The following is a 15,090-nucleotide window of genomic DNA, read 5'->3' as shown; positions in this document are numbered from 1 at the left end:
CGAAACGGGGAAGGGCGGCCCCCCTGTACGCCACAGGGAGGAGCAGTCGCAAAAACCCAAACCCCTTTTCCCCGATGCAGTGGACAGCCGTGAAAAAGATCTCTTTTATCGCCCTCGTCATCCTCCTTGGCCTCACCCTCCCCTCGACCCTTTTGGCCAAGGATCGCAAAGGGGTCATCTCCCTGACCGTTGTGGCCGGAGGATACACTCCCGACAACGATCTGAACATGGAAGCCGGTCCGATCTCCGGCCTGAGACTCGGCTACAACCTGGTCGGTTCCAACTTTTCCAACAGCTTCGGACTCGAGGCGGGCGTCTCCGTCGTCAGCAGCAAGAACAAGACGGATGGCAACAGCGCAAGCGCCTACCTGTTCAGGGCCGATGCGATATTCCCGGTTCTCCCCAAGAAAAAACTCACCCCATTCTTCACCATCGGCGCCGGCGGCATCATCCAGGACAACGGCAACACCACCGAAGGCGGAGCCATCGTCGCCTACGGCCTGGGAGCCAGGTACTCTCTCGTGAACTACCTGGCCGCCAGGGCCGAAGCCAGGCACGTCCGGTGGGTCGACACCTTCGGCTGGGACAGTTACGAATACACCCTCGGGCTGAGCTACATCTTCGGCCAGGAGCGCAAGAAAAAACCGCCCAAGGACGTCGACACCGACGGCGACGGGGTGCTCGATCCTCTCGACAAGTGCCCCGACACCCCGTCAGGGGTGAAGGTCGACAAAGACGGCTGCCCGCTCGACACCGACGGCGACGGCGTCCCCGACTACCTCGACAAGTGCCCCGACACCCCGTCAGGGGTGGAGGTCGACGAAGTCGGCTGTCCGATCGACACCGACGGCGACGGCGTCCCCGACACCTTCGACAGGTGCACGGACACCCCCGCCGGCGCCACCGTCGACGAGGAAGGATGCTCCATCGACAGCGACGGAGACCGGGTGCCCGACTACCGCGACATCTGCCCCGACACCCCGCCCGACACCCCGGTCGACGAGGACGGTTGCCCGGCCCCCGAGCCCGTCGAACCGCCGAGCATGGAGAAGGTCCTGGAAGCGGTCGCGCCGGTCATACCCGAGATCACGCTCCTTCCGCCGGACGAGAAGGGCGAGTTGACATCGATACTGACCTTCGACACCAACCAGGTCCCCTGGCTGAACTTCGATTTCGACAAGGCCAACCTCGATACGGAGAATCAGGAGAGGGTTGCCGGCTTTGCCGACCGTCTCCGGGAGCTGGGAATCATCTTCAAATTGCGGATCGTCGGGCATACCGACAGCAGGGGCTCCGAGGCCTACAACCAGAAGCTTTCCATCAGCCGCGCCCGGACCGTCGCCGACTTCCTGGTCACCTACGGGGGTTTCGATCCCGACACGGTGACAATCGAGGGCCGGGGCGAAAGCGAGCCGATCGAGACCAACGAGACCGATGAAGGAAGAGCGAAAAACCGCAGGGCCAACATCTACATCCATATTCTGGACAACTGATCCGGTTCTCCGGGCAGACGATTTGTGCATCAAATACCGGGAGGAGTTCCCTTGAAGGCGAAGATAAACGGCATCAACATCGCGTATGACGACGCCGGCAGCGGACCTGCCGTCCTGCTGGTCCATGGCTATCCCCTGTGCCGCCGCATGTGGCGCCCCCAGGCCGAGGCCCTGCGGGAGGCCGGCTACCGGGTCATCGCCCCCGACCTGCGAGGCTTCGGCGACAGCGAATCGGGCGACGCCCCCTTTTCCATGGACCGCTTCGCCGACGACATGGCCGGACTCCTCGACCATCTCGGCATCGAACAGGCCGCGGTCGCCGGAATGTCCATGGGCGGCTATGTCCTGCTCAACCTCCTGGAGCGCCACCCCCGACGCATTGCCGCGGCCCTGTTCGTGGTCACCCGGGCCGGCGCCGACGATCCGGCGGGCAAGAATAAGAGAACGGCACTGGCCGACGAGGTTCGCCGGGGCAGGCCCCAGGCCGTCGGCGAGGCCTTCAGAGGGGTCCTGTTCGCCGAACAGACCCCCGCCCGGATGCCCGGAATCGTGGCCGAGGTGGAGGGGATGATGGCCAGCGCGGACCCGCAGGGCCTGGCCGGGTGACTTCTGGCGATGCGCGAGCGCAAGGACTACGCCCCGAGCCTTCCCTCCTTCAGGCTGCCCTGCCTCGTCATCGGCGCCGAGCAGGACCGGGCCATCCCCCCGGATCAGTCCGAGGCCCTGGCCGCAGGCCTGCCCGACAGCACCCTGCGCCTTCTTCCCGGAGGCGGCCACATGGTCAACCTCGAGCAGCCCGAGGCCTTCAACGCCGCCCTGGTCGAATTCCTGGACGGGCTGGGCCTGCAGTGAGCGGCTCGGCGGTGGACGCAAGGAAGTTCGACCCGAAGAAACTGGCCAAGCTCATCGACCCGAAGCGGCTGGAGAGGGAAAACCCCGACCTGATCTGGGACACCCTCGCCCTGAAGGATCCCCGGGTCCTGGTCGACATCGGCGCCGGGACCGGGTTCTTCGCCGTCCCCTTCAGCCGCAAACTGCCCCGCGGCAAGGTCTATGCCTGCGACATCTCCGAGATCATGCTCGCCTGGATGAAAGACCACCTTCCCCCGGACTGCCGCGGCAAAGTGATCCCCCTGAAGATGGAGGAGAGCACCGTACCCCTCCCGGAGAACACCGCCGACCTGGTCTTCACGGTCAACCTCCACCACGAACTGGAAGCGCCCGAAGAACTGCTGAGAGAGGCCCATCGCCTCCTCAAGCCGGGCGGGACCCTCGCGGTCATCGACTGGAAAAAGGAGCCGACCGGCGACGGCCCTCCCCTCGCCACCCGGGTCGCCGAGGCGACCGTGGCCGCCCAGATGGAGGCCAGCGGGTTCACCGGCGTCACCCGCCACGCCGTCCTGCCCTGCCATTCCTTCCTGGTGGGGACGAGGCCCTGAGGCTCCGCGGGGTCAACCCTCCGCCTCGGTGACCAGGGAAGGCATCCCCCCCATCTCCCACGGGCTCCCCGGAAGAGCCCGAAACAACTTTCCCCACGAGACACCAGGGCATGCACATCCTCTCCGTCCAGTTGAAGAACATCAAGTCCCACCGCCAGTCGGCGTTCGACTTCTCCCCCGGCATCAACGTTCTCTCCGGCCCCAACGGCGTCGGCAAGAGCACCCTTTTCGAAGCGATCGGCTACGCACTGTTCGGGGTCGAGGCCCGGGATTTCGTCACCAAAATCGAGCGTTTCCTGACCATCGGGGCTGCAAGGGGAGAAGTGGCGGTCACCTTCGCCCCCGGCGACGGCCTGACCTGGCGGGCGACCCGCACCGTCGGGGGCGGAGCCAAATGGCTGCTTGCCAAGAAGATCGGGGAGGTCTTCGAGGTCGAGGAGCACGCCGGCGCAGCCGAAACCGAGGCCCGCATCGCCCGCCTGCTCGGCCTCGACAACGGCCGCCCCCTCGCCGACCAGTTCAAGCTCGTGATCGGCCCCTTCCAGAACGACTTCCTCGGGCCCTTCGTCATCCGCCAGCCGACCAGGCGCCAAACGGCCTTCGACGAAATCCTGGGCATCGACTCCTGGCGCAAGACCTTCGAGGGGACGGGGGACCTCCAGAAGGAGATCGCCGGACGCATCCAGACCCTCGAGGCCGAAGTCGCGGGGAAAAGGGACCAGATCGCCCTGCTGCCCGAGCGCAGAACGGAACTCGCGGACACGGCCGGGCAGGAAGCAGGGAGGCGAGGAGACCTGAAAGAGGCGGAAACGACGCTGGCCCAGGTGACCGAAGGCCTTCGGGACCTCGATGCCCTGGAGAGAACCATCCATGAGTCGACCGCCAGGCTCAAGGGGCTGGAGGAGCGCATCCTTGCCGGCCGCGAGCATGTGGCCACCCAGAAGGCCCTGGTCGGGGAAGCCCGCCTCGCAGAGGGACTCGTCGCTGAAAACCGTCCCGGCAAGGAAGCCTTCGACAGGGCCGAACAGACGCTGAAACAACTGCGGGAAAGGGAGAAGTCCCGCCAGGCCTCCGAGCGCAATCTACTCGCCCTGGACAAGGCCCACGACGCCGGGCGCCAGAAGATCGCCCTCGAGCAGGGGGAGATCGACAAGACCGCCCGCCAGCTCGAGGAGGACCTGCGGAACCTGGAACAGACGGTTCGAGCCCTGGAGGCTCCGGGGGAAGTTCGAGCCCTGGCCTCGTCCCTTCCCGAGCTGCGGCAGGAGAACGACCGTCCCAAGACAGACCGCTCCCAGCTGCAAGGCAGCCGCGCCGGCCTTCTCGAAGGGCGGGAAAAACTCGCCGAGGGGCTCTGTCCCTACTTCGCCGAACCCTGCCGGAACCTCGGCGGCAAGCCCCCCCGGGACGTCTTCACCGACCGCCTCGAGGGGCTCGACGGACGCATCGGGCACCTGGAAGCCGCCATCGCAAAACAGGACTCCCGACTCGAAGCCGCCGAGGGGGCCGAGAAGGAACTTGCCTCGCGGCGGGTACAGGTGCAGGAACTGACAAAACAGAAGACCGTCCTGCAACAGCGCCAGGCCCGGAATCTGGAGAGGGGGGCGGCACTCGAACGGCTGCGCCCCGAGCAGGAGAGGCTGGCCGAGGATCTGGCCGCCGCCAGGCGGGAACGGGAAGGATACCGGGGCATTGAGGAGGCCATCGCCTCTGCCGAAGCCGAGTGCGAGCGCCACCGGGCGGCACGCGACGCCTTCCAGGCCCATCTGCAGGCGGCCGGAGAGATGGAAGGGCGGCAGCAGACCCTGGATCGCTACGGAAAAGCCCTGGAGGGACTGCAAAAGGAGCAGGCGGCCGGGGCCGCAGGCCTTCGGGACCTCCAGGGAAGATACCGCTCCGGGGAACACGCCGCTGCCCGAACGGAAAAAGACCGCCTTGTCGCCCGGGCGGCGGCCCTCGACCAGGAGCTGAAAGGCCTGGCCCGCAACCGGGAGCGCCTCGAAGAGGAGGTTGGAAGGCTGCAGGCGGTGGAGGTCGAACTCAAGGCCCGGAAGGAGCAGATCAAGGTTCTTCGCAAGCAAGAGGAACTGGTGCGTTTACTGCGCAACCGGGTCTTCAAACAGGTCTCCGCCCGCCTCTCCGAGCGCTTCCGGGAGGAGATCGGCCGCCGCGCCGACCGCATCTACCGCTCGATCAGCGAGGCCGACGAGGAGCTTCACTGGGGGGAGAACTACCAGGTCTGCCTGCGTGACCTTTCCGACGGGGACGTGCGCACCCGAAGCGACGACCAGCTCTCCGGCGGACAGATGATGAGCGCCGTCGTCGCCCTGCGCCTCGCCCTGCTCCAGAGCCTCGGGGCCCGGATGGCTTTTTTCGACGAGCCGACCTCCAACCTCGACGCCGGTCGCCGGGAGAATCTGGCCCAGGCCTTCCGCGCCATCGACCAGGGCCAGCAGGAGGTCAGCGAACACTGGTACGATCAGCTCTTTCTGATCAGCCACGACGTCAGCTTTACCGAGATCACCGACCAGGTCATCGATCTGGGCGAATAATCGGCCCGCGCCCTTTACAATCCCGGCCCGAGTGCCTATATTTCTTCCATGTACCGGCCCGGCCGCCGGACCCCCAAACGACCGTTCACCTCAAGGAGGCCCCTGCCATGTTGAAACGCCTGTTGCTCCTCTTGACCGCCGCCCTCATTATTCTCCCCTCCCTCTCCGGTTGCGGCTACAACCAGATCCAGAAAAACGAGGAAGGGGTCTTTGCCGCATGGGCCGACGTGGAGGCCACCTACCAGAGACGGGCCGACCTGATCCCCAACCTGGTGGAGACGGTCAAGGCCTACGCCTCCCACGAAAGGGAGACTCTGGAGAGCGTCACCAACGCCCGGGCCAAGGTGGGCCAGGTCAACATCAGCGCCGACACCCTTTCGGATCCGGCCGCGATGCAGAAATTCCAGGCCGCCCAGGGCCAACTCTCCAGCGCCATCTCCCGCCTGCTCCTGGTAGCCGAACGCTACCCCGACCTCAAGGCGAGCCAGAACTTCCTCGACCTGCAGCACCAGCTCGAGGGGACGGAGAACCGGATCAACGTCGCGCGCCAGCGCTACAACAAGTCGGTGCAGACCTTCAACAGTTCCATCCGGACCTTTCCCAACAGCCTGACCAACAAGTTCCTGCTCCACCTGGAACGCAAGGAGCCCTTCAAGGCCGAGGCCGGCGCCGAGAAGGCCCCCCGGGTGCAGTTCTAGAGCATGCCGGTGCGCCGTCTTCTCCTGCTGGCCCTCCTCCTGCTGCTGCCCCTGCAGAGCTGGGCCCTCGACATACCGAAGCTCTCCGGCTACGTCAACGACAACGCCGGGCTGCTCGCCCCCGGGACGATCCTCAAACTGGAGCGCTTCCTGGGTGGCTTCGAACGCAGCGACTCCACCCAGATCGTGGTCCTCACCATCGCCTCCCTCGAAGGGGAAGCGGTGGACGCGTACGCCCTGCGCGTGGCCGAATCGTGGGGGATCGGCCAGAAGGGGAAGGACAACGGAGCCCTTCTGCTAATCGCCAAAGAGGACCGGAAAATGCGCATCGAGGTCGGCTACGGCCTCGAGGGACGCCTGACCGACCTGCTCTCCGGGCGGATCATCGACAACGAGATCACCCCCCGGTTCAAAGCCGGGGATTTCGACAACGGGGTCGTCGCCGGGGTGGCCGCCATGGCCGAGGCGGTACGCGGCGAATACCAGGGCACCGGGCAGAGCGCCCGCAAAAAGAAAAAGCGCAACCCCCTGGGATCCCTCGCCCTCCTCCTCTTCCTCGGCCCGGGCCTGATGTTCCTCACCGGCGGGCGCAGCCATCACCGGCGCGGCGGCTTCTGGATCGGCGGCCCCTTCGGGGGGGGATTCGGAGGCGGCGGTGGAGGCGGGGGCTTTGGCGGTGGAGGCGGAGGATTCGGCGGCGGCGGGGCCTCCGGGGGATGGTAGACAGGCATCCGCAAACTGCACGCCGAAGCCAAACGGTTTCAAGGCGTTAAGACCTCCGGATATGATAGAATGTCCTGCACCTCCGTATCTCTGCGACCGAACAACGAGGAATTGACATGACAAGGGCGAAAGACTTCTTCAACGACGCCGAAAAAGAGCGCATCGAGGCGGCGGTTCAGGCGGCCGAGGCACGCACCAGCGGAGAGATCGTGCCGATGGTGGTCGACGACTCCTACGACTATCCCCGGGCCGAGATCCTCGGCGCCGGACTCTTCTCCCTGGCCACCGCGACCTCCCTGAGCTGGGCCTTTTTCGGCGAATCCCTGTGGCACTTTCTGTGGCTTTTCGCCGCGGCCTTCTTCCCCTTCAAGCTTCTCATCCGCAACCTCCCCGCCCTCAAGCGGCGCCTGATCAACCCCGCGGAGATCGCCGCCGAAGTGGAGGAGAAGGCCCTGGTCTCCTTCCTGGAGCGGGACCTGCATCACACCCGGGACGCCACCGGCATCCTCATCCTCATCTCCCTGTTCGAGCGGCGGGTCTATGTCCTGGCCGACCGCGGCATCAACGAAACCGTCCCCGCCCACACCTGGGAGGAGATCGTCCACATCGTCACCAGGGGCATCCACCAGGGGCGCACCTGCGAGGCGTTGTGCGCCGCCGTCGCCCGCTGCGGCGAACTGCTCGAAAAGAACTTCCCGGTCAAAAAGGACGATACGAACGAACTGCCCAACCTGATCGTGGAATAGACCCCACCCTGCCGTCCGGACAGTCCCCCCTACCCCTCCACGAATACCGCCTCCCTGTAAAAGTCGAGACCCCGCCCCCCCCCCGGCCACTGCCGCAGCAGCAGGGTGTAGTTGCGCGTAGCGCGCAGCTCGAGGGCGAGCATCCGCTCGGCGAGGCGGCCGCGCTCCGTATCCGGGCCGTAATGGCGCTTCAGGATGGCGTGGACCCGGGAGTAGTTCTTGACCAGGGGCAGCTGCAACGACTTGCGGCAGGCGGCGAGAAAGGAGCGCCCCCGCCCGGAAAAGCCGAGGACATGCAGGTAGAGGGGGCCGGCATCGAGGAAGGCCGACATGTCGTCGTCTCCGACCTCGTTGAGGATGTAGGCGAGCAGGCGCTGGATGCGGGTGCGGGTGAAGTGCCGCGACTTGACCGCATCGACCAGCTCCTCGTAGCCGGAGGCGGTCTCGGCGGCCTCGCAGATGCGGTTCTCGATGCCGTCGGCGACCTGGTAGACCGAGCGCAGGGAGGAGGGGCCGCGAAAGATCCGCCCCAGCAGCAGGCGGTAGAGGTGGTCGGGCTCGAGGCTCCGCCCGGAGGCCAGGGCCTGCTCCAGCGGGGAACGGGCAGCGGCGGGGATGAAGGGCGCGACCTCCCTCCCCTCGGCGAACATGCGGCGGATGCCGGTGGCGCTGGCGATCCCCCCGACCGCCTCGGCGTCGTGGTAGCCCGCCCCGACCCGGGGAACCGTCAACGGCCGGATGGAACTGCCGGCCTCGCGCAGAGCCTTCAGATAGGCGATGCCAAGGATGTTATTGGGGGTTTTCAGGACCTCCCCGGCCTCCCCGGCCCCGGACAGGCTCTCCACGACCCTCTGCCGGGCCGCGGGGTAACCCATGCCGCTGCGCAGCAGGGCGGCGGTCTCCTCCCCGATCTGCTCCGCCCGCTCCTGCAGGAGTTCGGCGCAGTCCTGCAGGGGGCCGATCCCCCCCGCCTCCGAGCCGAAGCAGAGGGCCTCGACCCCGCCGAGAGCCTCAAGGGCCCGCACCGCACCGGCGGCGAAGTGGGGAGCGCTGTTGCAGGCCCAGGGAAAGGGGAGCTCCAGCACCAGGTCGACCCCGGCGCGCAGGGCCATCTCGGCCCGGGTCCACTTGTCGACCAGGGCCGGCTCGCCCCGCTGCAGGAAGTGGCCGCTCATCACCGCCACCGCCACCTCTGCCCCGGCCGCCTTCCGACTCTCCCGCAGGTGGTGAAGGTGCCCGTTGTGGAAGGGGTTGTACTCGGTAATCAGGCCGACGGCGCGCATAGTTTCCCTGTGGAACACAACTGCTTGGTGGTTGTCGCGCGAGTCCCCACAGCTACTCCGAGACGGCAGGCTCTCCATCGATTTCCATCATCGGGTAGATCCACCACAGGTCCTCGGCCGGCAGCTCGGCCTTCGCCACGTCGCTCGAAAGATCGGCCAGTTCGGTCACCTTCAGCCCCCTTCGGCTGACCGAGTAAAGGAAGTCCCCTGCTCCTTCTTCGCCGATGAACAGGCTGCGGCGCACCGCCTCCGGGGAGTACCATCCCCCCTTTGCGTCGTCGCGGAAGAACTCGGCGTGGTCCACGGTGCCGCGCAGGGAAAAGCCCGCCTGCGGATCGACGTCGTAGAGGTGGAGTCCGGCGAAGACGTCCCAGCCGCCGTAGAACTCCGGGCCGGAAGCCTGGCCCCAGGCCGTCACCGGCAGGGCGAGAACGCCCGCGGGGGAGTAGTAGGTGAATGCGTGGTGGTCGTACTCGGCGTCCGAGTAGCTCCCCGCGCCGACGAGAAGGCTGTCGAGTTCCTTCGAGTCGGCAAGATCGGCCACGTCGAAGAGGCTCAGCTTGAGGCTGTTGTTTTCCGGGTCGCGGCCGACGGCGATCAGGCGCTCCTCCCCGAGGGGATGGAGGTAGGTGGAGAAGCCCGGCACCTCGAGTTCGCCCGCCACCTTCGGGGCTGTCGGATCGGAAAGGTCGAGGGCGTAGAGGGGGTCGATGCGTTCGAAGGTGACCACGAAGCCCCGGGAGCCGAGAAAGCGCACCGCGAAGATCGACTCGCCCGGCTTGCCGATCCCCTCCAGGCGGCCGAGCTCCTTCAGGGCCTCCCCCTCATGGCCGAGGGCGAAGACCCTGTTCTCTGGGCCGCTGCCCGTCACCCAGGCCGGCTCGGTGGTGGCCACCCGCAGCACGCCCTCGTGTTCGCTCAGGGAGAACTGGTTGAGCACCCAGCCCGGGACCTGCCCGCTTCCGGCGTAGGCCGGCTCGGAGCCTAGAACGAAGCGGTGCAGGGTCGTGGTCGAGCGCGGCTTCTTGCTCTCGCCCTCCGCCACCGGCCACCACAACCAGACGTCGTTGTTGGCGGCCGCGACGTAAAGGCTGTCGGTGGAGGCGTAGACGATGCCGCTGTTGCCGAGCAGGGAGACGCTCTCGAGCTCCCCCTGGGGATTGTCCAGATTGAGGGTGAGGAGGGTCAGAAAGCCGCTGCCGTTCTCCTCGGCGGGGCGGTAGACGTTCTCGCAGGCACAGAGAAGGTCGACCCGGGGCACCGCCCCCCCGCCGACATAGACCTTGTCGAGATAGCTCGGGAAGGAGTCGTCCATCCCGACGGCCAGGGCGGCCGGGACCGACGTTCCGGAGGAGGTTCCGCCTTCCCCGCCCGGTTGGGCGACGGTGACGTCGTCGGTGGCCATCCCCATCGCCCCGTAGCTGTGAACTCCGGTGGTCAGCACGAGGTGAAGGCGGCCCTCCACCAGGCGGGCGTCGGCGTAGCTTCCCTCCAGGTAGCTTTCCCGCAACAGGGTCGGCGCGGAGCGGTCGGAGAGATCGAAGAGGGACAGCTTGACCACCTCCCAGGACTGGGGGGCGAACCCCGCATCGAGGCCCTCCAGGTCCCAGACCCGGGCGAGGACCGCCGCCACGTCCCCCTCGACGAAAAGGGCGAAGGGGTCTCCCTCCAGCTCCATGCGGGCCAGCTCGCCCGTCTGCCCTGCGGGCCAGGCGTCGAAGATCAGCAGGTGGCCGCCGGTCACGAGGTAAAGGAAGTCGCCGTCGCTCTTCACGAAATCGGCCTCGTCCACCCCCGCCTCCTGCACGTTGGTGGAGGTGTACTCGCGTTCGGCGCCGTCGTCGGCGGCCGAGGCGCCTGAGTCGGCTTCGGGCGTCATGACCTCGTTGGCCGTCTCCCAGGCCATGTCGAAGCTGCCGAACAGGCCTGCCTCAGCGTCCCGGGTCTGCTTCAGGTAACCGGAGAGATCTGAACAGTCGGAAAAACGCAGCAGCCCCGCCTGGGGCTGGGGCTGAGGGTCCGGCGTGCCATTTCCGCCGTCGGAGCAGGCGGCAGCAAGAAGGGCCAGGACTGCAAGAAGGGTCCAACGGATGGTTCGGGTGCCGGGCATAACGATCTCCTCTTCGGGGGTTAATCCAAAAGCACCGGAATGCGCGTCCCGATGCGATTTTCCTCCGCTGAGACGACGGAACGGTAGGCGAGAGCCTCGACCCCCTCTGCGGAGGCCTGGCGCAGAAGGCTCCCGTACTCGGGGTCGATGGCGTCGGCAGGACAAAAAGCCTGCGCCTCGCCGCGCTGGACGAGAAAGAAAATCACCCCCCGCAGCCCCTGGCGGCGAGCCTCCATCAGCTCCCGCAGGTGCTTCTGTCCGCGGGTCGTCACCGCGTCGGGAAAGCCGGCGACGTCCGGGGAGCAGCACAGAGTGACGTTCTTCACCTCGACCAGGATCTTCTCATCATCCCCCTCGAGGAGGAAGTCGATGCGGCTCTCCCCGTAGCGGTACTCGGGGGTGACGGCGTAGCCGGCTAGCTCGGGGATCGTCCCGCTGCGCAGCCCCTCCTCCACCACCCGGTTGGTCCGGTGGGTGTGGGTGTCGACCCAGTGCCCGTTCACCCGGATCAGCTCCAGGGTGTAGGCCAGCTTGCGGGCCGGGTTGTCGGCCCGGGAGATCAGCACCCGGTGCCCGGGGACGGCGCACTGCTTCATGCTGCCGGTGTTCGGGGTGTGGGCGGTGACGACCCTGCCGTCCTCCAGTTCGACGTCGGCGAAAAAGCGCTTGTAGCGGCGCACCAGGATCCCCGCGAGCAGGGGCGCGGGGAGCCTCACCCGCCGATCTCCGCCATCTCCTTTTCGGAGAGGCCGAGCAGGTAGAGGATGGAGTCGAGGCCGAGGTGGCTGATATGGGTGTCGGCCTGCTCCCGGACCCGGGCCTTGGCGTTGTAGGCGATCCCCAGACCGGCCCGGCCGAGCATCGGCAGGTCGTTGGCCCCGTCGCCGATGGCAATGACCTGGTCGAGGGTGATCCCCTCCCGCTCGGAGATCTCCTCCAGGAGCTGCGCCTTGCGGGCGCCGTCGACGATCTCGCCCACCAGGCCGCCGGTCACGACCCCGTCGGCGATCTCGAGCTGGTTGGCATAGGCGTAATCGAGACCGAGTTCGGCCTTTAGCCTGTCGGTGAAGAACTTGAAACCTCCGGAGATGACCGCGGTCTTGAAGCCGAGGCGGCGCAGGGTACGCACCAGGGTCTTGGCCCCGGGGGTGAAGGGAACGCTGCGGTAAACCATTTCCAGGGCCTCGGCCTTCAGCCCCTTGAGCAGGGCCACCCGCTCCCGCAGCGAGGCCTGGAAGTCGAGTTCGCCGTTCATCGCCCGTTCGGTGATCTCCGCCACCTGCTCCCCGACCCCGGCGATGCGGGCCAGTTCGTCGATGACCTCGATCTGAATCAGGGTGGAGTCCATGTCCATGACCACCAGGCGCTTGGCCCGCCGGTAAAGACTTTCCTCCTGCACCGCTATGTCCACCCCCATCTCGGACCCGGCCTGCAGAAGCTCTCGGGTCATGCCCCTCAAGTCGGGCCTCGGCGGGGTGGTGACGAGCAGCTCCACGCAGCGCAACTCCCCCTGGTTGAGCTTGGAGATGCGCTCGACGTTCCCCTCCTGGTCGGCCAGGATACCGGAGACGCGGGCCAGGGCCGCGGCGCTCACTCCGCCGCCGAGGACCGTCACCACGAAGGCGCAGCGGTCGCTCTTGCGCCGGTACTCCTCCTCGGCCAGGACCTGAAAGTCGAGGTCGAGGCCCAGCTCCTTGGCCAAAAAAAGGAGTTCCTTGATGAGCGGCTTCTGGTCGCTGCCGCCGCCGGGAAAATCGATAATCACCGAAAGGGAGAGGAGGGTGTGGGTCACCGTCTGTTCGATGTCCCGGATGCGCGCCCCGGCCGCGGCGATCTGGCCGGTGACCGCGGCGATGATCCCCGGCCGGTCGGGGCCGGTCATGGTGATGAGAATCAAACGGTTGTCCATTGCGAACCTCGTCGTGGGAAGTGGGGGCATTCTACCCCGGATCTCCTTCGCCCGCAACCGCGATAACTCCCAGCGATACCGCAGGATAACGGGGGCGCGTGCGCTCCTTTCGGAAGGCGGAAAAAGAAGGCAAATCGAGCCCCGTTGCGCTTAAATGGGTGAGATCCAAGGAGGGTGGCCATGCTCGACGAACTGCTGCAAAGAAGCCTTCGGCTCTTTTCCCCCGGGCGAAGGCCCCCAAGGGCCCCTCCGGACCGGGCAAGCTCGGCACCTTTCTGGGCGTCTTCACCCCCACGATCCTGACCATCCTCGGGGTCATCATGTACCTGCGCTTCGGCTGGGTCGTCGGGCAGGTCGGCCTGGGGCGCACCCTGCTCATCGTGGCGCTGGCCAACGCCATCTCCCTCGTCACCGCCCTCGCCCTCTCGGCGGTCGCCACCAACACCCGGGTCGGGGTCGGCGGCGCCTACTACATCATTTCCCGGAGCCTCGGCCTGGAGATCGGCGGCATCGAAAGCAACACCGTCATCCTCGGCTGGCCCGACGAGCCGAAGCGCATGGTCCACTTCCTGCGGGCCATCCGCCGCCTGGCGCGCCTCAACCAGTCGCTGCTCATCGGCCGGATCCGCCCCCTGGCCCCGAGCCGCGAGGGAGTGCGGCGCACCATCCACATCTGGTGGGGAGGCCTGCAGCGCAACGGCGGCCTGGTGCTTCTCGGCCTCGCCGTGCCCGAGAAGGGCGAAGAGGAGACCTACTCCCGCCGTCTGAACGAGCTGGCCGAGGGGCTGCCGTCGTGCTTCTTCGTCCACAACGGAAGCCTCTTTATCGGCGAACTCCTCACTCCCGACGACGGGGAGGAACAGGGGGGAAACCCCGCCTGACCCCCACCACTCCTTGCTCACCGCCCCACCCCTGGTAAAATGAGTAGAATTTACCCTTTCCTCTGGAGGTAGAAATGATCAAGACGTTCGGGATTTTGGCGGCTATTCTGCTCTGCGCGGCGCTGGCCCTGCCGGCTACGGCCGCCGACTACGTTGGCTCGGAGAAGTGCTTCACCTGTCACGCCGAACAGTTCAACGACTGGCAGGCCAGCGGCCACCCCTGGAAGCTGCGCAAGGTCGAAAAGGCCCGCTACGCCAAGCTCCCCCTGCCCCCCGGCTACAGCTGGGACGACATCTCCTACGTCATCGGCGGAGCGACAAAGAAAGCCCGCTTCATCGACAAAAAGGGCTACATCATCACGACCGCCAAGGACGGCAGCGAAGCCAAGACCCAATACAATCTCGCGAACGGCTCCTGGTCCTTCTACCACAAGGGGGAGAAGAAGCCCTACAAATGCGGCCCCTGCCATATGACCAACTACAGCGCCGACGGACACCAGGACGGCATGGTGGGGATGATCGGCACCTGGTCCGAGGACGGCATCGGCTGCGAGGAATGTAACGGACCGGGCGGGGAGCACATCAAAAAGCCCTCCAAGAAGACCATCGCCATCGACCGCGGCGCCGAGGCCTGCGGCAAGTGCCACCAGCGCGGCGGCATGGGACCCGAGCCGCCGGCCAAAGGGGGCTTCATTCGCCACCACGAGCAGATCAACGAGCTCAAGGCGGGCGTCCACAAGAGCCTGGCCTGCATCGACTGCCACAACCCCCACCAGCGGGCCATCCTCGCCAAGGACAACTGCGCCGAATGCCACGCCGCCGCCGCCAAGTCCTACGCCGCCTCGATCCACGGCAAGGCGGGCCTGGGCTGCAAAGAGTGCCACATGCCCAAGGCGACCAAGTCGGCCATCGCGGTGGCCAGCTACACCGGGGACGTGCGCACCCACCTTTTCAAGATCAACGTCGATCCGAAGGCGGCGATGTTCAAGACGGTCACGGAGAAAGAAAAGACCTCGACCTTCGCCCAGGGGTACCTGACCCTCGAGTATGCCTGCCTGGCCTGCCACGGAAGCCGAGACAAGGCCTGGGCGGCCAAGTCCGCCAAAGGGTTCCACAAAATGTAAGAGAGGGACCGGCATTGGAATCCCTATGCGGGGCTCCGAAAGGGGCCCCGCATTATTTTTCGCTACCGGGAGTGGATACTCCTGATAAAAAGATGCATGCCCCCATTCGGCCCATCTAGTGTTTCCGTTTCC

At 66.5% G+C, this 15,090-nt stretch carries 11 protein-coding genes and 2 pseudogenes; 9 read left to right on the top strand and 4 right to left on the bottom strand.

Features of this window, described 5'->3' with window-relative positions; translation table 11 throughout:
* The first annotated feature begins 89 nt into the window (after positions 1–89).
* The 7 genes and pseudogenes from C0617_RS15010 (at position 90) to C0617_RS14975 (ending at position 7,651) form a co-directional block, all read left to right on the top strand.
* On the top strand, positions 90–1,493 hold the full coding sequence (locus C0617_RS15010; RefSeq protein ID WP_291317849.1) for an OmpA family protein: 1,404 nt from the start codon (positions 90–92) through the stop codon (positions 1,491–1,493).
* Positions 1,494–1,517: 24 nt separating this feature from the next.
* Positions 1,518–2,345, top strand: a pseudogene (locus C0617_RS15005) (alpha/beta fold hydrolase).
* Positions 2,346–2,356: 11 nt separating this feature from the next.
* On the top strand, positions 2,357–2,932 hold the full coding sequence (locus C0617_RS14995; RefSeq protein WP_291317846.1) for a class I SAM-dependent methyltransferase: 576 nt from the start codon (positions 2,357–2,359) through the stop codon (positions 2,930–2,932).
* A 110-nt stretch (positions 2,933–3,042) separates the two neighbouring features.
* A complete protein-coding gene (locus C0617_RS14990; RefSeq protein ID WP_291317845.1) occupies positions 3,043–5,484 on the top strand; it encodes an SMC family ATPase in 2,442 nt (813 codons plus the stop codon).
* Between the two features lie 110 nt (positions 5,485–5,594).
* On the top strand, positions 5,595–6,182 hold the full coding sequence (locus tag C0617_RS14985) for a LemA family protein (protein ID WP_363324402.1): 588 nt from the start codon (positions 5,595–5,597) through the stop codon (positions 6,180–6,182).
* 3 nt (positions 6,183–6,185) lie between these two features.
* Entirely contained in the window at positions 6,186–6,905 is a 720-nt protein-coding gene (locus C0617_RS14980; RefSeq protein ID WP_291317843.1) for a TPM domain-containing protein, read from the top strand.
* 116 nt (positions 6,906–7,021) lie between these two features.
* The gene (locus tag C0617_RS14975) at positions 7,022–7,651 is read left to right on the top strand and encodes a hypothetical protein (protein WP_291317842.1); all 630 of its coding nucleotides are present in this window, start codon (positions 7,022–7,024) and stop codon (positions 7,649–7,651) included.
* A 29-nt stretch (positions 7,652–7,680) separates the two neighbouring features.
* On the opposite strand, the gene C0617_RS14970 is transcribed toward C0617_RS14975, so the two are convergent.
* Genes C0617_RS14970 through serB form a run of 4 tightly spaced genes read right to left on the bottom strand, consistent with a single transcriptional unit; the run spans position 7,681 to position 12,953 of the window.
* Positions 7,681–8,934: a nucleotidyltransferase gene (locus C0617_RS14970; protein ID WP_291317841.1), complete on the bottom strand. Its 1,254-nt coding sequence runs from the start codon at positions 8,932–8,934 to the stop codon at positions 7,681–7,683.
* A 52-nt stretch (positions 8,935–8,986) separates the two neighbouring features.
* The gene (locus C0617_RS14965; RefSeq protein WP_291317840.1) at positions 8,987–11,044 is read right to left on the bottom strand and encodes a beta-propeller domain-containing protein; all 2,058 of its coding nucleotides are present in this window, start codon (positions 11,042–11,044) and stop codon (positions 8,987–8,989) included.
* A gap of 20 nt (positions 11,045–11,064) precedes the next feature.
* On the bottom strand, positions 11,065–11,760 hold the full coding sequence (gene sfsA / locus C0617_RS14960) for a DNA/RNA nuclease SfsA (RefSeq protein ID WP_291317839.1): 696 nt from the start codon (positions 11,758–11,760) through the stop codon (positions 11,065–11,067).
* Entirely contained in the window at positions 11,757–12,953 is a 1,197-nt protein-coding gene (serB, locus tag C0617_RS14955; RefSeq protein ID WP_291317838.1) for a phosphoserine phosphatase SerB, read from the bottom strand. The genes sfsA and serB overlap by 4 nt, the downstream gene beginning before the upstream one ends.
* Positions 12,954–13,228: 275 nt before the next feature.
* Here serB and C0617_RS17215 point away from each other — a divergent pair.
* Positions 13,229–13,462 (top strand): annotated as a pseudogene (locus C0617_RS17215) (amino acid permease); the annotation flags it as partial.
* Positions 13,463–13,908: 446 nt separating this feature from the next.
* Complete coding sequence (locus C0617_RS14945; RefSeq protein WP_291317836.1) at positions 13,909–14,958, top strand: multiheme c-type cytochrome; 1,050 nt, start codon at positions 13,909–13,911, stop codon at positions 14,956–14,958.
* Positions 14,959–15,090: the final 132 nt, after the last annotated feature.

This window comes from Desulfuromonas sp., assembly GCF_002868845.1.
GTDB lineage: Bacteria > Desulfobacterota > Desulfuromonadia > Desulfuromonadales > BM501 > BM501.
The sequence above is the reverse complement of the archived record's forward strand: the minus strand, read 5'-3'. Positions and strand labels throughout refer to the sequence as shown.